At 58.3% G+C, this 24,254-nt stretch carries 14 protein-coding genes; 7 read left to right on the top strand and 7 right to left on the bottom strand.

What is annotated here, in order from left to right; all coding sequences use genetic code 11:
• From mdtC to ID864_RS07960, 3 genes are read right to left on the bottom strand one after another with little or no spacing between them, the layout of a single operon-like run.
• On the bottom strand, positions 1-3,075 hold the full coding sequence (gene mdtC / locus ID864_RS07970; RefSeq protein ID WP_048915561.1) for a multidrug efflux RND transporter permease subunit MdtC: 3,075 nt from the start codon (positions 3,073-3,075) through the stop codon (positions 1-3).
• Entirely contained in the window at positions 3,072-6,191 is a 3,120-nt protein-coding gene (locus ID864_RS07965) for an MdtB/MuxB family multidrug efflux RND transporter permease subunit (protein WP_191149692.1), read from the bottom strand. The genes mdtC and ID864_RS07965 overlap by 4 nt, the downstream gene beginning before the upstream one ends.
• On the bottom strand, positions 6,191-7,423 hold the full coding sequence (locus ID864_RS07960; RefSeq protein ID WP_048915563.1) for an MdtA/MuxA family multidrug efflux RND transporter periplasmic adaptor subunit: 1,233 nt from the start codon (positions 7,421-7,423) through the stop codon (positions 6,191-6,193). Before ID864_RS07960 ends, ID864_RS07965 begins: the two co-directional genes overlap by 1 nt.
• Before the next feature lie 246 nt (positions 7,424-7,669).
• On the opposite strand from ID864_RS07960, the gene ID864_RS07955 reads away from it, so the two are divergent.
• On the top strand, positions 7,670-8,632 hold the full coding sequence (locus ID864_RS07955) for an aldo/keto reductase (protein ID WP_099755259.1): 963 nt from the start codon (positions 7,670-7,672) through the stop codon (positions 8,630-8,632).
• A gap of 52 nt (positions 8,633-8,684) precedes the next feature.
• Here the strand turns inward: ID864_RS07955 and yegD are convergent, their stop codons facing one another.
• Positions 8,685-10,037: a molecular chaperone gene (gene yegD, locus ID864_RS07950; RefSeq protein ID WP_191149691.1), complete on the bottom strand. Its 1,353-nt coding sequence runs from the start codon at positions 10,035-10,037 to the stop codon at positions 8,685-8,687.
• Between the two features lie 170 nt (positions 10,038-10,207).
• Between yegD and ID864_RS07945 the strand changes: the two genes are divergently transcribed.
• Positions 10,208-11,599, top strand: a complete 1,392-nt coding sequence (locus ID864_RS07945) for a hypothetical protein (RefSeq protein ID WP_191149690.1) — start codon at positions 10,208-10,210, stop codon at positions 11,597-11,599.
• On the opposite strand, the gene ID864_RS07940 is transcribed toward ID864_RS07945, so the two are convergent.
• Positions 11,592-14,930 (bottom strand): diguanylate cyclase, encoded by a 3,339-nt coding sequence (locus ID864_RS07940; RefSeq protein WP_187497161.1) that lies wholly within the window; start codon positions 14,928-14,930, stop codon positions 11,592-11,594. The genes ID864_RS07945 and ID864_RS07940 overlap by 8 nt on opposite strands.
• A gap of 155 nt (positions 14,931-15,085) precedes the next feature.
• Complete coding sequence (locus tag ID864_RS07935) at positions 15,086-15,715, bottom strand: phosphatase PAP2 family protein (protein WP_282469256.1); 630 nt, start codon at positions 15,713-15,715, stop codon at positions 15,086-15,088.
• A 189-nt stretch (positions 15,716-15,904) separates the two neighbouring features.
• Between ID864_RS07935 and udk the strand changes: the two genes are divergently transcribed.
• The 3 genes from udk (at position 15,905) to asmA (ending at position 19,091) form a co-directional block, all read left to right on the top strand.
• Positions 15,905-16,546, top strand: a complete 642-nt coding sequence (gene udk, locus ID864_RS07930; protein ID WP_048915568.1) for a uridine kinase — start codon at positions 15,905-15,907, stop codon at positions 16,544-16,546.
• A 25-nt stretch (positions 16,547-16,571) separates the two neighbouring features.
• Complete coding sequence (dcd, locus tag ID864_RS07925; RefSeq protein ID WP_048915569.1) at positions 16,572-17,153, top strand: dCTP deaminase; 582 nt, start codon at positions 16,572-16,574, stop codon at positions 17,151-17,153.
• Between the two features lie 90 nt (positions 17,154-17,243).
• Positions 17,244-19,091: an outer membrane assembly protein AsmA gene (gene asmA / locus ID864_RS07920; protein ID WP_191149689.1), complete on the top strand. Its 1,848-nt coding sequence runs from the start codon at positions 17,244-17,246 to the stop codon at positions 19,089-19,091.
• An 85-nt stretch (positions 19,092-19,176) separates the two neighbouring features.
• Here asmA and ID864_RS07915 read toward each other — a convergent pair whose 3' ends face one another.
• A complete protein-coding gene (locus tag ID864_RS07915) occupies positions 19,177-20,742 on the bottom strand; it encodes a TerC family protein (protein WP_191149688.1) in 1,566 nt (521 codons plus the stop codon).
• Positions 20,743-21,553: 811 nt separating this feature from the next.
• Here ID864_RS07915 and wbaP point away from each other — a divergent pair.
• On the top strand, positions 21,554-22,987 hold the full coding sequence (gene wbaP / locus ID864_RS07910) for an undecaprenyl-phosphate galactose phosphotransferase WbaP (RefSeq protein WP_048915572.1): 1,434 nt from the start codon (positions 21,554-21,556) through the stop codon (positions 22,985-22,987).
• 129 nt (positions 22,988-23,116) lie between these two features.
• Positions 23,117-24,250: a polysaccharide export protein gene (locus tag ID864_RS07905; protein WP_048915573.1), complete on the top strand. Its 1,134-nt coding sequence runs from the start codon at positions 23,117-23,119 to the stop codon at positions 24,248-24,250.
• Positions 24,251-24,254 lie beyond the last annotated feature (4 nt).

Genomic DNA, 24,254 nt, shown 5'->3' with positions numbered 1-24,254 from the left:
TCAGGCTCCTTCGTGTGCCGGTTGCGGCTTAGCTTTACGCCGCAGTTTATCCATATACAGATACACCACCGGAGTGGTGTAGAGCGTCAGCAGCTGACTCATGACCAGTCCCCCGACGATGGTGATCCCCAGCGGCTGGCGCAGTTCGGCCCCGTCACCGCTAGTCAGCACCAGCGGCAGTGCACCCAGCAGGGCTGCCAGCGTGGTCATCATAATCGGGCGGAAGCGCAGCAGGCTGGCCTGGAAGATCGCCTCACGCGCCGTGAGATTGCCGCTTCGCTGCGCTTCGAGCGCAAAGTCGACCATCATAATGGCGTTCTTCTTGACGATCCCGATCAGCAGCAGGATCCCTATCAGCGCAATCAGGCTGAACGGCGCGGAGAACAGCTCCAGCGCCAGCAGCGCGCCGACGCCCGCCGAGGGCAGGGTAGAGAGAATAGTCAGCGGGTGGACGTAGCTCTCATACAGGATCCCCAGCACGATATACACCGTGGCGATAGCGGCAAGGATCATCCACAGCTGGCTGCTCTGCGTCTGCTCAAACACCGCCGCGGTACCGGCAAAGCTGCCGCGCACGCTGGAAGGCACACCCAGCGAGGTCATGCTGCGGTCAATCGCGGCGGAAGCCTCGGACAGCGATACCCCTTCCGGCAGGTTAAAGGACACGGTTGAAGCCGCAGAAAGCCCCTGATGATTCACCGACAGCGGTGAGTTCTGCGGCTGCCATTTGGCGAAGGAGGAGAGCGGAATGGACTGCCCCTCACTGTTGATCACGTACATCTGGTTAAGCGCGCTGATATCCTGGGTGTAGCGCGGGTCAACCTCCATGACCACTTTGTACTGGTTGAGCGGCTGATAGATGGTGGAGATCTGGCGCTGGCCGAAGGCGTTATTTAGCAGGCCGTTGGCGTCCGCCACGTCAATCCCTAGCCGCGCCATAGTCTCACGGTCGTAGGTCAGCGCCATCTCCGAGCCTTTGTCCTCCTGGTCGGAGTTGACGTCGGCCAGCTCCGGTAGTGCGGCAAAGGCGCGGCGGATTTTCGGCTCCCACTCGCGCAGGTCGTCGAGGCTGTCGGACAGCAGCGTGTACTGATAGCCGGCGTTGGACTCGCGCCCGCCGACGCGCAGATCCTGCTCGGCCATCAGGTAGAGATTGGCGCCCGGCTCTTTCGCCAGCTTGCCGCGCAGGCGGGCAATCACCTGCTGGGCGGTTTCCGTGCGCTCGCTCAGCGGTTTCAGGGCGATAAACATCGAGCCGCTGTTGGTGCGTGACCCGCCGGTAAAGCCCACCACGCTGTCAACCGCCGGGTCGGCATGGACGATGCGCATAAAGTCTTCCAGCTTGCCGCGCATCGACTGGAAGGAGATGCTCTGGTCGGCCTGGATAAAGCCCATCAGCCGCCCGGTATCCTGCTCCGGCATAAAGGTTTTCGGGATCGAGACGTAGAGGTACAGGGTCAGGCCGATGGTGGCGAGAAAAAGCAGCAAGGTATAGCGTGCATGATTCAGCACCAGATTGAGGGTGCGGCCGTAGCCCTGCTGTACGGCCAGCAGCAGCTTACCAAAACCGCGAATGCGCGGCTGCTGGTGGCGCGGCTTGTTGCGCAGCAGGTAGGCACACATCATCGGCGTCAGGGTAATCGACACCAGCAGCGATATGGCGATCGATACCGACAGCGTGACGGCAAACTCGCGGAAGAAGCGGCCTATCAGCCCGCCGAGCATCAGCAGCGGAATAAATACCGCCACCAGAGAAATACTCATCGAGACCACGGTAAAGCCGACTTCACGCACCCCCTGCAGCGCCGCCGCCAGCGGTTTCATCCCCGCTTCGACGTGGCGCGAGATATTTTCCAGCACCACAATTGCATCATCGACAACAAAGCCGGTCGCCACGGTCAGCGCCATCAGCGACAGGTTATTGAGGCTGAAGCCGCACAGGTACATCGCGGCGAAGGTGCCGATCAGCGAGACGGGCACGGCGACTGCCGGGATCAGCGTGGCGCGCCCGGAGCGCAGGAAAGCAAACACCACCAGAATAACCAGCCCGACCGAGATCGCCAGCGACTGCTCGACCTCATGCAGCGATGCGCGGATGGTCGGTGAACGGTCCTGCGCCACCTCCAGTTTGATCGACGCTGGAATGACTTTGCGCAGTTCGGGCAGCTGGGCGTTAATCCGGTCGACGGTATCAATGATATTGGCTTCCGGCGCTTTGCGGATCAGCGCCAGAATAGCCGGGCGGGCGTTGGACATCCCGGCGTTGCGCACGTCCTGCACCGAGTCCGAGACGGTAGCGACATCCTGCAACCGCACCGCCGCGCCATTGTTGTAATGCACGATCAGCGGCTGATACTCGGCAGCGGTTTGCAGCTCGTCATTGGTTTTGAGCCACCAGCGCTGCTGCTGATCCTCGATCGCACCCTGCGGTTTACGCACGTTGGCGTCGGCAATGGCGGTACGCACCGCGTCCAGCGACACGCCCTGATTAAACAGCGCCTGCGGATTGAGGTCTACGCGCACCGCAGGCAGCGAGCTGCCGCCAATGGTGACATCGCCTACGCCATCAATTTGCGCCAGCTTCTGCGCCAGCTGCGTTGAGGCATAGTCGTACAGCTGGCCGGGGGAGTAAGTGTCCGAGGTTAGCGTCATAATCATGATCGGCGCATCGGACGGATTCACTTTGCGATAGGTCGGGCGGCTTGGCATCCCGGTTGGCAGCAGGCTCTGGGCGGCGTTAATCGCGCCCTGCACGTCACGTGCCGCGCCGTTGATATCGCGCTCGAAGTCGAATACCAGTATCACCCGCGTGCTGCCGAGCGAGCTGGTAGAGGTCATTTCACTCACCCCGGCAATGCGTCCCAGCGCCCGTTCCAGCGGGGTAGCAACCGAGGAGGCCATGGTTTCCGGCGAGGCACCGGGCAGCGAGGCGCTGACCACAATCACCGGGAAATCGACCTGCGGCAGCGAGGCCACCGGCAGCAGGCGAAAGCCGAGCATGCCCGCCAGCAGGATCGCCACCGTCAGCAGAATGGTGGCGACCGGGCGATGAATAAACAGCGCGAAAAATTTCACTCTGCCTCCTGCTTGCTGAAGCGGCGGCGCGTGGCGAGCGCCAGACGGTCAAACAGCAGGTAGATCACTGGCGTGGTGAACAGCGTCAGTACCTGGCTGACGATCAGGCCGCCCACCATCGCGGTGCCCAGCGGGCGGCGCAGTTCGGCACCGACGCCGGTGCTCAGCATCAGCGGCAGCGCACCGAGCAGTGCCGCCAGCGTGGTCATCAGGATCGGACGGAAGCGCAGCAGACAGGCCTGATAAATCGCCTCATACGGCGTCATGCCCTGTTCACGCTCGGCCGCCAGCGCAAAGTCGATCATCATGATGGCGTTCTTCTTGACGATGCCGATCAGCAGAATAATGCCGATAATGGCAATCACGTCCAGCTCGCTGCCGCTGATCAGCAGCGCCAGTAGCGCACCCACCCCGGCGGTCGGCAGCGTCGAGAGAATGGTGACCGGGTGAATAAAGCTCTCGTACAGCACGCCGAGCACGATATACATCGCCACAACCGCCGCAACAATCAGCCATACGGTACTGGAGAGCGCCGCCTGGAAGGCGAGGGTGCTGCCCTGGAACTGGGTAATGATCTCCGTCGGCATGGCCAGATCCTGTTCCGCCTGGGTTATCGCATTCACTGCCTGCTCCAGCGAATAACCGTCGCTGACGTTAAACGAGAAGGTGGTCGACGGGAACTGATCGAGGTGGTTAATGCTCAGCGCGCCGTGGCGCTGTTCGATGCTGGCAATGGCGCTGAGCGGCACGCTGCCGCCATCGGTGCTCTTCAGCCGGATACTTTGCAGCGCAGCCAGCCCCGGCGTGGCGGCGGTGTCGTGCTCCAGCACCACGCGATACTGGCTGGCCTGGGTATAAATCGTTGAGATCAGCCGCTGCCCGAAGGCGTTATACAGCGCGTTATCGACGTCAGACAGGGAGATGCCCAACCGGCTGGCATTGTCGCGATCGACGCGGATATAGGCTTCCAGCCCCTGGTCCTGCCAGTCGCTGCTTACCTCTTTCAGCTGCGGTAATTTGTTCAGCTCGGCCTGCAGTTTCGGCACCCACAGGCTGAGCGAATTGAGCGAACCTGCCTGCAGGCTGAACTGATACTGCGTGCGGCTGGCCTGGGTATCAATCGTCAGGTCCTGCACCGGCTGCAGATAGAGGTTAATGCCCGGCAGCTTCGCCACCTCCTGCTGCAGGCGGGCGATCACCACCGGAATGCGGTCGTCACGCTGGTCAAGCGGCTTGAGGTTGATCTGCAGGCGGCCGCTGTTCAGCGCCTGGTTGGTGCCGTCCACGCCGACGAAGGAGGTCAGGCTCTGCACCGCCGGATCTTTCATAATGATCGAGGCCACTTCCTGCTGGCGCTGCGCCATATTGCTGTAGGAAACCGACTGCGGCGCCTGAACGGTGCCCTGAATAATGCCGTTATCCTGCAGCGGGAAGAAGCCTTTCGGGATCGCCAGCCACAGCAGCACGGTGATTGCCATGGTGCTGAGCGCCACGCCCAGCGTCAGCCACGGATGGCTGAGCACCTTTTGCAGCATGATGCCGTAGCGCGCAATCACGCGCTCAAAGAAGGCTTCGCTGGCGCGGGAGAACCGGTTCTGTTTGCGCAGCGACTCGGCCTTCAGCATGCGCGCGCACATCATCGGCGTTAGCGTCAGCGACACCAGCGCGGAGATCAGGATAGCCACCGCCAGCGTTACCGCAAACTCGCGGAACAGGCGGCCGACGATGTCGCCCATAAACAGCAGCGGGATCAGCACGGCAATCAGCGAGAAGGTCAGCGAGATAATGGTAAAGCCGATCTCACCCGCCCCTTTCAGCGCCGCCGTCAGCGGCTTTTCGCCTTTCTCGATGTAGCGAGTGATGTTTTCAATGACCACGATAGCGTCATCGACCACAAAGCCGGTGGCGATGGTCAGCGCCATCAGCGTCAGGTTATTCACCGAAAAGCCGAGGAAGTACATCACCGCGAAGGTGCCGACCAGCGACAGCGGTACCGCCACCGCCGGGATTATGGTCGCCGCCACGTTGCGCAGGAACAGATAGATGATCATCACCACCAGCGCAATCGCCAGCAGCAGCTCAAACTGCACGTCGTGCACCGAAGCGCGAATATTGGTGGTGCGGTCGCTCAGCAGCTGCACGTTGACCGACTTTGGCAGCGATGCGGTGAGGGCAGGCAGCATCTGGCGGATATTGTCAGCGGTGGCAATAATATTGGCGCCCGGCTGGCGCTGCACGTTCAGCACAATGGCCTGCTGGCGGTTAGCCCAGGCGCCGAGCCAGCTGTTTTCCGCCCCCTGTTCAACCGATGCCACATCGCCCAAGCGCACCGGTGCACCGTTGCTGTAGCTGACGATCAGCTGGCGGTAGCCTTCGGCGGTTTTAATCTGGTCGTTGGCGGAGAGGGTAATCGAGCGGTCAGGGCCATCCAGGCTGCCTTTGGCCGAGTTGACGTTGGCGTTGCTGATGGCGGTGCGCACCGTTTCACTGGTGATACCGAGCGCCGCCAGCGCCTGCGCGTTGAGCTTCACCCGCACCGCGGGCCGCTGGCCACCGGAGAGCGTCACCAGCCCGACGCCGGACACCTGGGAAATTTTCTGCGCCACGCGGTTCTCCACCATATCCTGCACCTGGGTCATTGGCATGCTGGAGGTGGTGACGGCAAGGGTCATAATCGGCGGGTCGGCCGGGTTAACCTTGCTGTAAACCGGCGGATTGGGCAGATCGTTAGGCAGCAGGTTGGTGGCGGCATTGATCGCCGCCTGCACTTCCTGCTCGGCAACGTCGAGCGGCAGCGCCAGCTGGAACTGCAGCGTGACTACCGATGCACCGCCCGCACTCTGCGAGGCCATCTGCTTCAGCCCGGACATCTGCCCGAACTGGCGCTCCAGCGGGGCGGTAATCGCCGAGGTCACCACGTCCGGGCTGGCGCCCGGATAGAGCGTGACGACCTGAATGGTGGGGTAGTCGACTTCCGGCAGGGCCGAAACCGGCAGCGAGCGGTAGCCAATGATCCCCGCCAGCAGGATAGCGATCATCAGCAGGGTGGTGGCGACCGGGCGCAGAATAAACAGGCGGGACGGTCCGCCGCCTGGCGTTGGGGGCATCACCTGCATCAGTCGCTGGCTCCCTTGCTTGGCAGGGCGCTTTTCCCTGAGGTCAGCGGCGTGGCCTGCGCAGCCACCACCTCCACCTGCGCGCCTTCGGTCAGGCGGTCAATCCCGTCGGTGACCACTTTCTCCCCGGCTTCCAGCCCGGCCTTAACCACGACTTTTTCACTGTCCTGGAAGCCTACGCTGACAATTTTCTTGCTGACTTTACTGTCGCTGTTGACCACCCAGACGAAGCTGCCTTCGTTGCCCATCTGCAGCGCGGCGGTCGGGATAACAATCGCATCCTGCAGCGTGCTGACCTTCAGACGCGCATTAACAAACTGATTGGGGAACAGCCGATCGTCTTCATTGGTAAAGCGCGCCTTCAGCTTGACGGTGCCGGTAGTGGTATCAATCTGATTGTCCATGCTCAGCAGCTGGCCGGTGGTGAGCAGGTTTTTGTTGTTGCGATCCCAGGCTTCGACCGGCACCGCGCCGCTTTTCTGCGCGCTGAGAATGCTGGAAATATCGTTTTCCGGCAGGCTGAACACCAGGTCAATCGGGTGTGTCTGGGTGATCACGACAATACCGTTGGTATCGCCACTGGTGATGTAATTGCCGATATCGACCTGTTTCAGCCCGACGCGGCCGGAGATGGGCGCGGTGACGCGGCTGTAGCTCAGGTTGAGCTGGGCGCTGGCCACGCTGCCTTCGTCGGCTTTAAGGGTGCCGAGGGTTTCACTGACCAGCGAGCGCTGCGTATCCAGCTCCTGTTTTGACACCAGGCTGGTTTTCGCCAGCTTTTCATAGCGCGCCAGGTCGCGGCGGGCGTTGGCTAATGTCGCCTGATCCTTCGCCAGCTGTCCCTGAGCCTGCATCAGCGCGACCTGGTACGGGCGCGGATCGATTTCGGCCAGCAGCTCACCGGCTTTGACTTCCTGCCCTTCGGTGAAGTGAATCGCCATTAAATCGCCGTCCACCCGGCTACGCAGCGTCACGGTATTGGCCGCGGTGACGGTCCCTAATCCGGAAAGGTACTGCGGCACGCTCTGACGTACCGCCTCTGACGCCTGCACGGGAGCCATCGCTGCACCCGCGCCGCCGTGTCGCCCACCTTTGCCACGCGGTTGCTGAGTGCCGGCTTTTGGCTCAGCAGTGGATGAGGCGCTGTGGCTGTGCCACCAGTAAGCGCCACCACCGATCAGGGCAACGAGGATAATCAGGGGAATTAGCGGAACGCGGCGCTGCGATTTCATGGTTTTTTTGCTCTCCGGTAGCAGGGCCTGAAGCCCAGGCGGGACAAAACAGTATCCCGAATATAGTCACAATAGCGGATTTCAAGCGCTGAAAAATGAAGGAAATAAGGATAACGGGTTAGTTTTGTTCTGTCCCGCGTTCATCGGGCCGAATACGCAAATCTTTTGCCACAAATTAGCGCAGCGCGAAAAGCTTAGTTTGCTAAGCTTACAGGCTGTTGCATCCTTCATATCAGGAGAATGATCATGAGTAATTTAGAACATCGCCAGCTGGGCCGCAGCAAGCTTCAGGTTCCGGTGCTGACTTTTGGTGGCAACGTATTTGGCTGGACCGTCGACGAAAAGACCTCGTTTTCGCTGCTCGACGCGCTGGTGGAAAAGGGACTCAATTTTATTGATACCGCCGATGTCTATTCACGCTGGGCGCCGGGCAACAAGGGCGGCGAGTCAGAGGTGATTATTGGTAACTGGCTGAAGCAGAGCGGCAAGCGCGACAAAATTATTCTCGCCACCAAGGTTGGCATGGACCTCGGTGATGGCAAAACCGGCCTCGCGCCGCACTATATTCGTCAGGCGGTTGAGGCATCGCTCAAGCGCCTGCAAACCGACTATATCGACCTCTATCAGGCGCACCGTGACGATGCCGATACGCCGTTGCAGGAGACGCTGGCGGCGTTTGATGCGCTGATTAAAGAGGGCAAGGTGCGGGTGATTGGTGCCTCTAACTACTCCGATGAACGTCTGGAGGAGGCGCTGAAAGTCAGCAGCGACAATGGCCTGGCGCGCTACGAGACTCTGCAGCCGGAATATAACCTTTACGACCGTGAAGGCTATGAGAGCGGGCTGGAGAAAGTCGCGAAAGATCACGGGCTGGGGGTGATTAACTACTATTCGCTGGCCAGCGGTTTTCTCAGCGGGAAATACCTGAGTAAAGAGGACGCTGCGAAAAGCGCGCGCGGGCAGGGCGTGGTCGAGAAGTATCTTAACGATCGCGGGCTGAAGATTGTGAAAGCGCTGGTAGAGGTGGCGGAGAAACATCGCGCTACGCCGACGCAGGTGGCACTGGCATGGCAGATTGCCCGCCCGAGCATCACCGCCCCGATCGTCAGCGCAACATCCCTGGCACAGGTTGAAGAGCTAAGCAAAGCGGCGGTGCTGAAGCTGAAGGATGACGATTTGCGCCTGCTGTCGGAAGTGAGCAGTTATTAAAAAAAACGGGTCGGGCATGCCCGACCCCTACGAGGGATTTCAAGTGCTGAAATCAGCGGAACATCACCTGCGCCCAGCGTGCCAGCCCGGCGGTGACCGAGCCGAAATCATCGCCGCTGGCCAGCGGGATATCCGGCAATTGCTGCTGCAGTGCGGCACGCAGTACCGGGGATTTGGCGCTGCCGCCGGTGAGATAAATGACGTCAGGACGGGTGCCGCTGGTATTTAACGCCAGCGTCACCTGCTCCTGGATCCGCTCTAACGGCTGGCTGATAGCCGTCTCTAATCCCGCCACGCTAATCCCGGTTTCCAGCCCGCTCTCGATAAAGTCCAACGCGGTCAGCACCTCTCTCTGCTGCGACAGGGCAATTTTGCTCTCTTCCGCCGCGCGCACCAGGCGATAGCCGAGATGCTGTTGCCACACTTTCAGCAGACGCTGCACCTTTTGCGGCTCGGCCGCGTCGCGGATCAGGTCCTGCAGCAGCTTGCGCGAAGCTGCGGCGTAAAAATCACTCTGCGCCGGAACGTCGTTAATCGCCACGGCATTCCACCACGGCAGCGCGGGCAGGCCGGTGCCCTTCACGGTTTCCCCACCAAGGCCCAGCAGCGGCATCAGCTCTTTAAACGCCAGCATAATGTCGAGATCGTTTCCGCCAACGCGGCAGCCGCTGTGGCCCAGCAGGCTCTGCTTACGGTCGGCTTTATCATGCCACTGCGGCCCCATTAGCAGCATCGAGCAGTCGGTGGTTCCCCCGCCGATATCCACCACCAGCACGCGCGTCTCTTTGCTCAGTGTGGCTTCAAAATCCAGCCCGGCAGCGACCGGTTCAAACTGGAATACCACATCGCTAAACCCGGCGCGGCTGGCAGCGCGTGCCAGAATACCTTCAGCCTGCTGGTTGGCATCATCGCCGCCCAACCCCTGGAAGTTGACCGGGCGGCCAATCACGGCCTGCGTCACGCTGTCATTCAGCGCGCTTTGCGCAGAATGGCGAATTTGCAGCATCATCGCGCACACCAGGTCCTCAAAGAAGGCCACCTGCTGAGGTTTCAGGCCGCTGGCACCGAGGAAGGATTTTGGTGATTTAACAAACCACACCTCCTCAGGGTCATCCATATATTGCGCCAGCGACGCCAGCCCGAATTTCACGCTGCCCGGCAGCACTTCGATATCTTCCTCACGGTTAAAGGCGAGGGCACGGCGCAGCAGCGCCTGGTTTTCCGCCTGCGGAGTCGGCACCTGGTGGTGACGGAACAGCCATTCACTGACGGCATCGCGGGTCGGCGCACACAGCATTGAAGGTAAATAAGGCGAGCCCTGCTCTAACGGCAGCAGCTTTGGTGCGCCGTTTTCCATGATGGCAACCGAGCAGTTTGCCGTACCGTAGTCGAAACCGATAAACATCGTTTCCTCCGCTGAGTGTGAAAAAAGGGGGCGACTTTAGCCTGTGTGCGGGGGCGGCGCAAGCGGCAAATCCCGCTTTGAATATCGCGGCTTTCAAATATCAACCGACTGCATATAGAATCGGCAGCGCTGAACGGAATCGTTCTTTATTATTTTGCAGGGGGCATATTGTGCACTTAACGCTGTCAGTGGCGCTGCTGTTGCTGATTATCATGCTGGGGCCGCTGTTGCTGGCTATCGGCGCACTGGTTCTGGCCGTCAAATGGCAGCGGCCTGCGTCGCGGCGGCTCCTTCTCTTGCTGCTCTTGCCGCAGTGCCTGATTGCCGCGGTGATGCTGTGGCAGGGCCTGAATGCTGTCGGGCTGGCGCTGCCGATGATGGCCTGGCTGGTGCTGTTCTGCGCGCTGCTGACGTTGCTGTTTGGCCGCTGGCGACCGCAGGCGTGGCCCCAGGCTCTGGTGAGCGGCTGGGCGCTGTTTATCCTGCTGGCGGCGGCATTCTGGTTCTACCCACAGCATCAGAGCGCCATGGAATGGGCGCGCCATCAGCAGCAGGTGCAGCATAATCTGGGTCTGCTGCAGCGACAGGCATGGGCAGATCTCGACCGCCTGCCGAGCGGGCAACAGCGCGAGCTGTTTTTCCGTGCAGTCGAGCAGGATTATCCGGTTGAGAGCTACCACTACTTTATTCGTCAGGGGATCTCCCCCCTCGATCGGCAGGAGTTGGGCTTTACGCCGTTCAGTAATGCGATTGAACACCATAATCCGGTCGCCCTTGATCTGTTCTTAACATTGATGACTCCGGCGCAGATTCAGGCGCTCACCTTCGATCACGATCCGCTGCGCGACCTGCGCCTCGAACCGCCTTATCACGATGCCGAAAGGAAAAGGTTTTACCGCAGCATGGCGCTGTTACTGAAGGCACGTCCGGACTGGATCCATCCGCGCAGTGGCTCTTCGCCATCTTATTTCACCACCGCCATCTTTAACGGCTACACCGAAAGTGCCAACTTTTTACTGGCGTGGCTGCCCGCCCCGCAGGGGGTCTGGCAGCTGGCGCTGCTGGCGTTAAATGGTCAAACGCAGCCGCTGATGACTGCGCTGCACCAGCAGCCGGCGCAGCTCGAAGAAACCTTGACGGAGGGTGAGGGGCGCAGTATGAGTTTGATGGAGTGGCTGATTAAATACGCCGCTCAACCCACCCGTCAGGCCGTACTGGAGAGCAACCTGATAGCGTGGGATCGCTTTCAGCACGCGTCAGCTGACGGGAAAGTAGAGAATACGCTGGTGAATGAGGCGCGCGGGAACTGGCGTTTTCGCGATGAAAACCCCACGGTGCTGCAGCAGGTGCTGGTCAGCGCGGTGCGCCAGCGTGCCACGCTGCCAGCAGCGCAGCTGGCAGATATTTTACGCTACGACGAGCAGGGGGTAACGCTGGCGATGCTGATCGAGGCGGGGCTGCCGTGCTCCCGACTGCTCTCCGTCAGCGCGCTGCTGAAAGAGGATGACAACGATATTCGCGCTCGTCAGCGGATTGCGCAGCGGTGTTCTGCCCCTACTTAATCGCAAAATAGCTGTTCACCAGCAGCGTAGATAATGGCTGGGGTGCGGCGATGGCATCGCCCCACACGGCATCAATACCGATTGATGACAGAGTATTAAGCGCGGCGGGCAGGTCGACCGGTCCGGCCAGCGTCAGGATCCCCTGGCGCTGGGCGTGACCGTGAATAATTGACACCATCATTTCGTCCATCAGATTACAGTGGACGTTACTGACCAGTTCCGGGGCGAGGATCAGGTAATCAATCTCATCAGCGGGCAGCTGATTGAAGGCGTCAAGATTGCGGCCAAAATCGCGCAGCACGATGCGGCAGCCGGCAGCGCGCAGGCGGCCGATATTAGCATGCAGGCGCTCGTCCGGCTGGCTGAGCACATCGGCATTGATGGTAAACCACAGCAGATGATCCGGAACGTTATAGCGCCCTATCATCGCCAGCGCGTCACTGATAAAGGCATCCTCACGCAGCCCGAAGCCGGAAAGCGGCAGGGCCAGCGTCAGCGACTTGCCGATCACTCCCTGCGCATAGTGCTGGAAAAACTCACTCATCAGCTTGCGGTCGAGCGCAACGAACAGCTCACCATCCTGTAAGCCAGCGCGGAAGCTGGCCTCATCAATCTCATAACCTTCCGGGGTAAACAGCTGCATCTCCGCCAGCCAGAAGCTGACCGCATGAATTTTGCGCGGCGGGGCGGCGGCGCGGATCTGCAGGCGCATCGGCTGCTGGGTGATAATCTGCTCATTTTCAATGCGGCTCATCACTGGCTTCAGGCGCTGGTGCAGGTGATTTTCATACACCGACAGCTGACCCCGGCCGTTATGCTTAGCGTTATAGCAGGCGAGGTCGGCCTGGGCCATCAGCTCGCTGGCGCTGGCATTCTCCCGGGTAATCACGGTTAACCCGGCGCTGGCCCCGACGCGGTGCAGGCGGCCCTCCCAAAGAAAGCGATGCTGGTTAACGGCATCAACGATGCGGCCGACCGCCTCACTGGCTTTCTCCATGCTGCACTCCGCCAGCAGCACGCCGAATTCGTCGCCGCCGAGGCGGGCAAGGAAATCCGTGCCGCGCAGGTGATGCTGCATCACCCCGGAGATTTCGCGCAGCAGCGCATCGCCCGCCGCGTGGCCTGCGGTATCGTTCACCGCCTTAAAGCGGTCGAGGTCGATAAACACCAGCGCATGCTGCACCTGATGCTCGCTGGCGCTGGCGATCAGGCGTTTTAGCTGACGCTCGAAGCTGACCCGGTTCGGCAGGCGCGTCAGCATATCGTGCGAGGCGCTGTAGCTCAGGCGCTTCATCATCTCCCGCGACTCGCTGACGTCCTGAATTACCATCACGCTGCCGATTTGCTCGCCTTGCAGTGTGCTCAACGGCGACAGGCTGTAGTGAATGGCGTACTGCTCGCCGGAGCGGTTATGCAGCACCAGCTCGGCGTCAAAGTCGCCCGGTGTTTTTTCCTGCGGCACATCGCACTGCAGCAGATTATCCATGCGGGGGCCATGGCTGCCGTGGGTGATGCGCAGAATATCACTTAGCGGCCTGCCGGAAGCCTGATGCTGCAGCCAGCCGCTCATCTTCTCGGCCACCGGGTTCATAAAGATGACCCGCATCTCTTCATCGGTGCTGATCACCGCTTCGCCGATGGCGTCGAGCGTGATGTGCATCCGCTCTTTTTCCTGATACAGCGCGTCGGTCAGCAGGCGCATAGCGGTGACATCCTGGTTAATACCCAGCATGCGTTCGACATTGCCTTTCTCATCCAGCACGATGCTGCCCTGGCTGCGGATGTAGCGAATGCCAGTGGCGGTTTCAATACGAAATTCCACGTCCGCCGGGGTGCCATTTCTGGCAGCATCATCAAAGACTTTAATCGCCATCTCCCGGTCGGCGGGGTGCAGGCTGTTTACCCATGTCAGATAACTGGCCTGCATCGCACTGGGTAACTGATAGATCTGGAACATGCGCTTATCCCAGCTCATGGTGCCGCTATTAAAATCCCACTCCCAGACGCCAATCCCGCCCGCCTCATTCGCCAGCGTGATGCGTTCCATCAGGCGCTGGTTGACCTTTTCGGTCTGCTTCAGGCCGGTGATATCTTCGATCTGTGCGATGAGATACAGCGGAGTGTGCTCGCTGTCGCGCACCAGCGACACCGCCAGCAGCGTCCAGACAATCTCGCCGTCCTTGCGCAGATAGCGTTTTTCCATGCTGTAGTTGTCGACCTCTGCCGTCAGCAGCGCATGCAGCTGCGTCAGGTCGGCGTTGAGGTCGTCCGGATGGGTCAGCTGCTGGAAGTTAAGCGACAGCAGCTCTTTCGGGGTGTACCCCAGCAGTTTGCACAGGGATTTATTGACCTGTAACCACTGGCCGGAGGGGGAAACCAGCGCCATGCCGATGGCGGAAAACTCCATGGCATGGCGGAAACGCGTTTCGCTCTCCGAGATATGTTTGCGCTCTTCGCGGAAGGAGTGCATCACCAGCGTCATCATATGGCTGGGGATCAGCGCCAGCAGGAAGGGGACCCAGGGCATGGAGAGCAGCTGGCGCGCGGTGGTGTCGGTGGGGATCAGCTGGAACACCAGCATCAGCGACATCATCGATACGGTGGCGAGATAGACCACAAAAGCTTCAAGGCGCGGCAGGCGCACCGCGCTGTAGAACAGGATCACAATCACGAAGGTAAATGGCCAGGGCGCATAGCGCAGCGTGACCCAACACAGCGCCAGCGTGGCGGTCAGCGTCAGCAGGGCTTCAAACAGCACATTTTGACGCAGGTGGCGGCGCACATAATCGCGCTGCCACAGCAGGCAGACCGGTCCGATTGCCAGCATGCCGACCACTTCAGACATGACCCAGGTCGTAAAGAAGCGCAGCGAGGCATGACCATGAATGTCCAGCAGCCAGCTGGCCAGCAGCCCGCCGACCAGCGGGGTGAAAATCCCCACGGCCACCAACATTTTACTCCAGCTTAATAACGAGCTAAGCGGCGCATGGCGATCGAGCAGCAGGCGCAGCAGAGCGCCGCCGAGCAGCGCCTGGATCAGGTTGATCAGCGGGAAGAGAAGGTTAGACAGAGCCGGGCCAATCACCAGCGCATTGGCGCAGGCAACGCCCAGCACGCAGCCGAGTAACAGCAGCGGCAGCGTGCGGCGTGGGTTGCGGAACACCACGATGGTCATCAGGGCGGTAGAGAACCAGAGCGGGGAGATCTGCCCGCTGACCTTAATCAGTTCCAGGCAGTAAAACGTGACGACAAAACTCAATACCCCCAGCAGCCCGGCGTTAAGCCAGGGTTGGGGAGAGGTCTCGGGGCGGGGCAAAGTTTCTATCGTCATCACACATCCAGCACGGCGCCGATATAGGCGTAATCTTAATAACTTTTGCCATGCTAGCATAAGAAATAAGCGATGCAGCGCGCGAAATACAAAGATGCCTGTATTCGGACGATTGACAGGCGATTGTGGCCGCGCGGGGCGGCCAGTGAATCCTGTTACTGGCGCAGCTTCAGCAGCTCTTCGCGCGTCCAGGCATGGTCGATGCCGGCTATCTGCACCGACAGACGCTGTAAAAATTGCTGAGTGGTGGCGATGCGCCCATGACCAATCAGCAACAGCGGCAGCAGCAGGGCAATGCACAGCTGGACGGGGGAGAATCCGTGCGGGCGGATGCGGCGCTGGCTGACGAGGAAGGCGGTGCTGAGGGTGAAACCGAGGATCAGACCGCAGATGACTTCGCTGGTGGAGTGGTAGTTAAGCACCAGGCGTGAAATCCCCACCATCAGCGGGATCAGATAGCCGACAACCAGCGCCAGCCCGCGCCAGAAGTTGCTAAGACGGCCGCTCAGCAGCCACAGCATCACCGGCCACAGGGTGGCAGACATCGCGCTGTGGCCGCTGAACCCGGTAAAATTAAAGCGTGCGCTGCCGATGCCAAATCCGAGAAAGGCAATTTTGGACAGACTAACCACTGCACCCGCCGCGCAAAACGCCAGCACCCAGTACCACGCGGTGCGCTTATCGTCACTTTTCCAGTGCAGCAGCAGCGCCATAATAATGGCGGTCGGGATCAGCAACATGCTGTCGCCAAAGTAAGTCAGGAGATGAATGAGATGCCAGGACACGCTGTTTCCTTTTGCTGTTTTTCTGCTGTCCAGTTTAACGGTGAAAGCATTTGTCGCCTAACGGGAAAGTCCGAAAACAGCAAGGGCGCTTTTCTCTGGCATCAGAGCGGCTAACTCCCTATAATTGCGGCGTTCCATCCAGGTGTATTCATACTTTTTAATATCGTCTCAAAATCAGGTCTTTAATATATGACTGACAAGTCACACCAGTGCGTCATCGTAGGTATCGCGGGCGCATCTGCCTCGGGAAAAAGTCTTATTGCCAGTACGCTGTATCGTGAAGTGCGCGATCGGGTAGGTGATGAAAACATCGGCGTTATCCCAGAGGATGCCTATTACAAAGACCAAAGCCATTTAACCATGGAAGAGCGGGTCAAAACCAACTACGACCACCCGAGCGCCATGGATCACAGCCTCCTGCTGCAACATCTGCAGATGCTGAAAGCAGGGCAGCAGATTGAACTGCCGGTCTACAGCTACGTTGAGCATACCCGCACCTCGCAAACGATTATTCTCAAACCGAAGAAAGTGATTATTCTTGAAGGCATTCTGCTGCTGACCGATGCGCGCCTGCGCCAGGAGATGAACTTCTCCATCTTCGTCGACACGCCGCTGGATATCTGCCTGATGCGTCGTATGAAGCGTGATGTTAACGAACGCGGCCGCTCGATGGATTCGGTCATGGCACAGTATCAGAAGACAGTGCGCCCGATGTTCCTGCAGTTTATCGAACCGTCCAAACAGTACGCCGATATCATCGTGCCGCGCGGCGGTAAAAACCGCATTGCTATCGATATCCTGAAAGCAAAAATTAATCAGTTCTTCGAATGATCGAAGCGTCAGCTGGAGTAGCGCAATGAGATTATGTGACCGCGATATAGAAGCCTGGCTCGACAACGGCAAGCTGGGCATTGAGCCGCGCCCGCCGGTTGAGCGTATCAATGGCGCAACCGTTGATGTGCGTCTGGGCAACCAGTTCCGCACCTTTCGCGGCCATACGGCCCCCTTTATCGATTTAAGCGGTCCTAAGGATGAAGTCAGCGCAGCGCTTGACCGCGTGATGAGCGACGAGATTGTGCTGCCGGAAGGGGATGCTTTTTATCTTCATCCTGGCGAGCTGGCGCTGGCGGTGACGTTTGAATCCGTCACGCTGCCTGACGATTTAGTCGGCTGGCTGGACGGGCGCTCTTCGCTGGCGCGCCTTGGCCTGATGGTGCACGTTACGGCGCACCGCATCGACCCTGGCTGGCAGGGACGCATCGTGCTGGAGTTCTATAATTCAGGTAAGCTACCGCTGGCGCTGCGCCCCGGGATGCTGATTGGCGCACTCAGTTTTGAGCCACTTTCCGGGCCGGCTGCTCGTCCTTATAACAGCCGCCAGGATGCCAAGTACAAGGGGCAGCAGGGTGCCGACGCCAGCCGGATAGATAAAGACTAGCGGACAGATGTCAGGCCCAAAAGATTTCAGGTTGCAGGAAGGCAGCCAACACACCTGCAATTTGAAAGATGAAGGGTTTAAGGAGTAGGCATGAAAAGATTGATAACCACACTGGCCATCCTCCTGGTGGTGATGGTGGCAGGAATGACTGCGTTAGTGGTGCTGGTCAATCCGAATGATTTTCGCGCCTATATGATCCGTCAGGTCGAGCAGCGCAGCGGCTATCAGCTGGCGCTGAACGGTGAGCTGCGCTGGCACGTCTGGCCGCAGCTCAGCATTCTTTCCGGCCCGATCACCCTGACCGCACCCGGTGCGGCCCAGCCGATTGTCCACGCAGACAATATGCGCCTCGACGTCAACTTACTGCCGCTGCTCTCCCATCAGCTTTCCGTTAAGCAGGTGATGCTGAAAGGGGCGGTGGTGCGCCTGACGCCGGACAGCGAAAGCCAGCGCCCGGCAGATGCACCGATTGGCCCAGCCAGCGACAACAGCGAGCTGTCGGTGGATGAGGTGACGCGCGGCTGGCGCTTTGATATCTCCCGCCTGCGTATCAACGACAGCCTGCTGGTCTGGCAGCAAAATAACGGCGAGCAGCTTAACGTGCGCGATTTTAATCTGTCGCTCGATCAAACTCAGCCGCGCCAGGCACACATTGAATTCAGCAGCCGCATCAACCGCGATCAACGTGAACTGCAGCTGCACTTTGATGCCGATCTCGATATCACCGATTACCCGAAGCACCTCAGCGCGTTGGTTAACCAGCTTGATTACCAGCTGAAAGGGGCCGATCTGCCGCAGGAGGGCATCAAGGGTAAAGGGCAGATGAAAGCGCGCTGGGCGGCAACCGCTCAGCGTTTCGAACTGAGCGATTTCAGCCTCAGCGCCAACGACAGCACGCTGGCCGGTACCCTTTCGGGCACCCTCGGCCAGCGGCCGCAGCTGTTGGCCGATCTGCACTCGCCCAGCCTGAATCTTGACTCGCTGTTCGGATTTGTCGCCGATGCCGAGGACAGCACCAGCGGGTCAGATCAGCGCAGCGGGCGCGGGCCGGTGATCTCCAGCACTCCTGAATCTGATAATGCCGATTCGGTGCTGAACGCGATGGACGGTGAACTAACGCTGGCGGTAGATCAGCTGCGCTGGCGCGGTATGCCGTTCAGTAAGGTTACGGTGCATGGCGTGAGTAAAGACGGGCTGCTGACGGTGGACAACTTTAAAGGGCAGTCTGAAAACGGCAGTTTCTCGTTGCCCGGGACCGTTGATGTGCGTACCGCCACGACGCGCGTGACGCTGGCTCCTGAACTGCATCAAATCAATCTGCCACCGCTGCTGAAAAGTTTCGCCATGCCGGACACCGTCAGCGGCGTTCTGTCACTCAACGGCAATTTTACCGGCAGCGGCCTGAGCGTGGATGACTTTAAACGCCAGTGGCGGGGCAAAGCCCAGCTCAGTGTGGAGAATGCCCAGTTCGCCGGGCTGAATTTCCAACAGCTGATTCAACGTGCGGTGGAAAATAGCAGCAGCAAAGTGCACGGCCAGGGCGATGAGAATATTCCGGACCTGCAGTCAATTACCGGCAGCGCCACCCTGAACAATGGGGTGATTGATTTCGGCACGCTGGATGCCCGCTCGAACCTGCTGAACTATACCGGTGCGGGCAGCGTTGATTTAGTTAAGCGGGCGCTGGATGTGCGCTTTGGCGTCACGGTGACGGCGGGCTGGAGCGGCGACGACACGCTGGTTAAACGCCTGCAGCAGACGCCGGTGCCGCTGCGCATTTACGGTCCGTGGTCAGCGATTAACTACAACCTGAAGGTGGATGATGTGCTGCGCCAGCAGCTGCGTGACGAAGCGCGCCAACGCCTGAAAGAGTGGATTGGCCGCAACCCGGACAGTGACAAAAACAGCGATGCGAAAAAGTTACTCAAGGATATGTAAAAGCTGAAGGGTCGACCATTTTTTGCGGTCGACCCGTGCGGATGTTTGCACCGGGCGGACCGAAAAAGAGGGGCCGCCCCTACAGTTATGGGTTGATATTTAACGGAACGATCTGCACTTTCTGCACCCGGTGGCTGTCCACCTGCAGGGTACGGAACAGATACTGGCCCACCTCCACCTCTTCTCCCTCCTGCGGCACGTGCTGCAAATGTTCCATCAGCAGGCCCGCCAGGGTGTGGTACTCACGCTTATCATCCAGTTCCAGCGGCAGATGCATGGCTAAATCATCCAGCGGCATATGGCCGTTGGCGGTCCAGCTGCCGTCGCTGTGCTGCTCAATATCATAGCGCGGGTCGGTTTTCTCCCCCTCATTGGGCAGATTACCGGCAATGGTTTCCATGACGTCACTCAGCGTGACCACGCCCTCGACCGAACCGAATTCATCGACCACAAAGGCAAAGTGGGTACGCGCGTTGCGAAACTGCTCAAGCGCGGGCAGCAGGGAGAGCTGCTCCGGGAACACCAGCGGCTGGCGAATTAACCCCCGCAGGTCGAGATCGTTGCCGTGCAGCGCCTGCTTCAGCAGGTCAATGACATGTACCACGCCGAGCGGGTCGTCATTGCCCTCGGTAATAATCAATCGCGTGTGCTGGTTATTATCCAGCAACGCCATAATTTGCTGCGGCGTTTCGGCGAGATCAATATGCTCAATATCGTGGCGTGAAGTCATAATGCTGCTGACGCTGCGCTGGCCCATGGCCAGCACGCGTGCAATCATCATGCGCTCCTGCTTATTAAAGATCGCTTTACGCCCCGGATTATCGGCCACCAGCGAGGCGGTCTCAGCATCCAGCTCTGACTCTTCATGATGCCCGCGCAGCAGGCGCAGGACGGCTTCTGCGGTGCGTTTGCGCAGCGGGGCATTGCCTGACAGGAAGCGTCGGCGGTTAAAGTGCGCCAGCTGGTTGAGCGCTTCAATAATTACCGAGAAGCCAATCGCCGCGTACAGATAGCCTTTCGGGATCGCGTAGCCAAAGCCGTCAGCCACCAGGCTAAAGCCAATCATCAGCAGGAAGCTCAGGCAGAGAATAATAATCGTGGGGTGGCCGTTGACGAAGCGGGTGAGCGGCTTACTGGCCAGCAGCATCAGCAGGATCGCGATAATCACTGCGGCCATCATCACGGCCAGGTGGTCCACCATTCCGACGGCAGTAATCACCGAGTCGAGTGAGAATACCGCATCCAGCACCACGATTTGCGCCACCACTGGCCAGAAACGTGCGCCACGCTTCTGCGGCCCCTCTTCATCATCCTTGCCTTCCAGCCGCTCATTCAACTCCATGGTGGCCTTAAAAAGCAGGAATAATCCGCCGACCAGCATGATCAGATCGCGTGCACTAAAGGGGTGCGCGCCCACGCTGAATAATGGTGCGGTCAGTGAAGAGAGCCAGGAAATTGAAGCCAGCAGCAGCAGGCGCATCACCAGCGCCAGCAGTAATCCGGTTACGCGCGCCCGGTCGCGCAGGGCAGGGGGGAGTTTTTCCGCCAGAATGGCAATGAACACCAGGTTGTCAATGCCCAGCACCAGTTCCAGTACCACTAACGTGACCAGGCCAGCCCATATTGACGGGTCGGCGATCCATTCGAACATTGTTTTCACCTGAACAGCATTTGCAATATTTCAATGATGGGACGCTTTGCCGGGCATTTCAACCTGCAACGGCATTTCTGCGGCTTTTGCTTAGCAGGCTGGCGAACAAAAAAACAGCAATCACGCTGTGTTATTAACCCATTACTTCCGAAATTCTTAATCTGATGGCTTTCAGGAATAATCGTATAGGGGCTATCTGATTAAAGCGTGATACTTAACGGGTAATAACGCACCGAGCAGGATTAGTCTTAAATTGCTATATGGGCTAATTCCGAATTTTACTGTGTAAGGGGTGGGGCTATGAGTGGTACTGACACAGTCGTAAGGTAGTCTTATTCCTAAAAGAAGGTACGGGCGCAGGGAGCCTCTTGTAAACAGGCCAGTTATAACTAGTATAGCAACGTGTTACTGAATGTCTGCGTGGATGTTGTATTTAGCGCAGTGCTGAGCGGTTGGATGTTGATTTATGTGATTCGACACGCAACTTGCTGATAAACGCTAAAGCCTGCCGTAAGAGATGACGGGTGAACAACATGATACGGAAACATTTACAGCGCATTGGCAGCTACAAGCCAGGGGCGGTAGCGTGTCCTGACGAGTCTTGAGACTGTTCAGGAAGCGCCGCGGACAGTAAACGTTTATGTTGATTTTATTGCCAAAATCTCTTGCCGCTATGCAGCTATAATGACCTTTTTGCCAGACTCCCTAAATAAGTTTCCTGTGTAATAACCGCCGTGTTGCTAAGACACGCATCTTCAGGTTTGAAACCAATAAAACACAGGCTTCCTAAGATAAAAATTACGAGTTAACTATGCGCGATATTGAATTTACCTTTAAAGGGTTGTTAATAAAACTGTCATTGGCTCTTTCAGATCTCATCTGTTTTAATGCAGCATTGGCAATTGCCATTATGCTGATTAATAGTTTGCCTGGTGATATTCTGTCAGAAATACCGGCTCACGATCTAAACCTGAAAATAGCAACACATATTTTACTCTCTGTAGTTTGTGTTGGCTGGTTCTGGGTGAGATTACGCCATTACACTTACCGCAAGCCGTTCTGGTTTGAGTTAAAAGAAGTCTTCAGAACAATTCTGGTGTTCTCCATTGTTGATCTGTCGATTAGCGCACTGTCCAAATGGGAACTCTCCCGCTGGATCTGGGTATTAACCTGGCTGCTGGCGATGGTGATGATTCCAATCGGGCGCTCGGTAGTGAAACGCGTGCTTAACCGCAACAAGTTATGGAAGAAACAGTCCATTATTCTTGGCAGCGGTAAGAATGCGGAAGAGGCGTATAAAGCGCTGCAAAGCGAAGAAGTGATGGGCTTCGACGTGGTGGCATTCTTTGATGTTGACGGTAGCCAGCCTGCTCTGGAGCTGTTTGGTATTCCGGTACTCAAAGATGAGCAGCAGCTATGGTCACTGGTAAACAGCGAAACGCAGTTTATCGTGGCCGTGGAATATGAGCAGAGCCAGTCGCGCGATCTGTGGCTGAAAAATCTGGCTAAACATAACTGCCGTTCTGTTTCGGTCATCCCTTCTTTACGCGGCGTTCCGCTTTATGGCACGGATATGGCATATATCTTCAGTCATGAAGTGATGATCCTGCGCGTAAATAACAATCTCGCCAAGCGCACTTCGCGTTTCCTGAAACGCAGCTTCGATATTGTGGGTGCGCTGAGCATTATCACCATGCTGATGCCCGCATTGGCTGTCCTGATCTTTATGGTCTCCCGCGATGGTGGGGCGCCTATCTACGGTCACGAACGCGTGGGCCTTAACGGCCGCAAATTCAAATGTCTGAAGTTCCGCTCAATGGTAGTGAACTCCAAGGAGGTTCTGGAGGAGGTGCTGCGAACCGACCCGGCAGCGCGTGAAGAATGGGATAAAGACTTTAAGCTGAAAAATGACCCGCGCATTACCCGCGTTGGCCATTTCATCCGCAAAACCAGCCTTGATGAACTGCCGCAGCTGTGGAACGTGGTGCGCGGTGAGATGAGCCTGGTGGGTCCACGTCCGGTGATTGAAGCCGAACTGGAGCGTTATGCGGGGGATGTTGATTACTACTTTATGGCTAAACCAGGCATGACTGGATTGTGGCAGGTGAGTGGGCGTAACGACGTGGACTATGAAACCCGTGTTTACTTCGACTCCTGGTACGTGAAGAACTGGTCACTGTGGAACGATATCGCCATCTTATTTAAAACCGTCGGCGTGGTGTTGAAACGCGATGGGGCTTATTAAAACGAAGCCAGGGGGCTAAAGATAATGACCAACAGTACCAGTGCCTGATTTGAGCAATTAGCTACTTTTAGACGCTACACAGCGGCGGTCTCGCCACTATCATTCAAATTACTGATAGCGATGAACTAGATGATTACAATCAAAACTAAATTGATACCCCTGCTGGTATCGGCAGCACTCCTTTCCGGCTGTACTATCGAGCCGGGCAGTCATCTCTCTACCATGGGGAAAGATGTCGTCAAGCAACAGGACAGCGACTTCGACATTGATAAATACGTCAATGTCTACCCGCTGACGCCAAGCCTGGTAGAACGCATGAAGCCGAAGCCCGTTGTGGCGCAGGCCAATGCCGGTCTGCAGCGCGAGGTGCAGAACTATGAATACCGCGTTGGTGTGGGCGATGTCCTGACCGTGACCGTCTGGGATCACCCGGAACTGACCACGCCAGCCGGTCAGTATCGTAGCGCCAGCGACACCGGTAACTGGGTACATTCCGACGGCACCATCTTCTATCCGTACATCGGCCGCGTGCGCGTTGCCGGCCGTACCGTGCAGGAAGTGCGCGATGAGATTGCCCGCCGTCTGGCGCAGTACATCGAAAGCCCGCAGGTGGATGTCAGCATCGCCTCGTTCAAATCGCAAAAAACTTACGTGACCGGGGAAGTGACCACCTCTGGCCAGCAGCCAATCACTAACGTGCCGTTGACGATTCTGGATGCGATCAATGCCGCGGGTGGTCTGACTGCCAACGCCGACTGGCGCAACGTGGTGCTGACGCACAACGGCCAGGAGCAGCCGATCTCGCTGCAGGCGCTGATGCAGAATGGCGACCTGTCGCAAAACCATCTGCTCTACCCGGGCGACATTCTCTATGTGCCGCGTAATGACGATCTCAAAGTGTTTGTGATGGGTGAAGTCAAGCAGCAGGCCACGCTGAAAATGGACCGCAGCGGTATGACGCTGTCGGAAGCGCTGGGTAATGCACAGGGTATGGACCAGACCGTGGCAGATGCAACGGGCGTCTTCGTTATCCGTCCGATTCGTGGACAAAACCGCAGTAAAATCGCCAACATCTATCAGCTTAATACTAAAGATGCCGCCGCGATGGTAATGGGAACTGAGTTCCAGCTAGAACCTTATGACATCGTTTATGTCACCTCGACGCCTCTGGCACGTTGGAACCGCGTGATTTCACAGCTGGTCCCAACCATCAGTGGTGTTTACGATGCGACACGAACCGTGCAGACGCTTCATAACTGGTAACCCT

Source organism: Erwinia aphidicola (assembly GCF_014773485.1).
Taxonomy (GTDB): Bacteria; Pseudomonadota; Gammaproteobacteria; order Enterobacterales; family Enterobacteriaceae; genus Erwinia; species Erwinia aphidicola.
Note: the sequence above shows the minus strand (reverse complement) of the source record. Positions and strands in the feature narration are given on the sequence as shown.

Excerpts from the sequence above, each read along its gene's own strand:
- ID864_RS07965 (WP_191149692.1), bottom strand. The coding sequence starts at position 6,191 with ATGCAGGTGATGCCCCCAACGCCAGGCGGCGGACCGTCCCGCCTGTTT.
- ID864_RS07960 (WP_048915563.1), bottom strand. The coding sequence starts at position 7,423 with ATGAAATCGCAGCGCCGCGTTCCGCTAATTCCCCTGATTATCCTCGTT.
- ID864_RS07955 (WP_099755259.1), top strand. The coding sequence starts at position 7,670 with ATGAGTAATTTAGAACATCGCCAGCTGGGCCGCAGCAAGCTTCAGGTT.
- yegD (WP_191149691.1), bottom strand. The coding sequence starts at position 10,037 with ATGTTTATCGGTTTCGACTACGGTACGGCAAACTGCTCGGTTGCCATC.
- ID864_RS07940 (WP_187497161.1), bottom strand. The coding sequence starts at position 14,930 with ATGACGATAGAAACTTTGCCCCGCCCCGAGACCTCTCCCCAACCCTGG.
- udk (WP_048915568.1), top strand. The coding sequence starts at position 15,905 with ATGACTGACAAGTCACACCAGTGCGTCATCGTAGGTATCGCGGGCGCA.
- dcd (WP_048915569.1), top strand. The coding sequence starts at position 16,572 with ATGAGATTATGTGACCGCGATATAGAAGCCTGGCTCGACAACGGCAAG.
- asmA (WP_191149689.1), top strand. The coding sequence starts at position 17,244 with ATGAAAAGATTGATAACCACACTGGCCATCCTCCTGGTGGTGATGGTG.
- ID864_RS07915 (WP_191149688.1), bottom strand. The coding sequence starts at position 20,742 with ATGTTCGAATGGATCGCCGACCCGTCAATATGGGCTGGCCTGGTCACG.
- wbaP (WP_048915572.1), top strand. The coding sequence starts at position 21,554 with ATGCGCGATATTGAATTTACCTTTAAAGGGTTGTTAATAAAACTGTCA.
- ID864_RS07905 (WP_048915573.1), top strand. The coding sequence starts at position 23,117 with ATGATTACAATCAAAACTAAATTGATACCCCTGCTGGTATCGGCAGCA.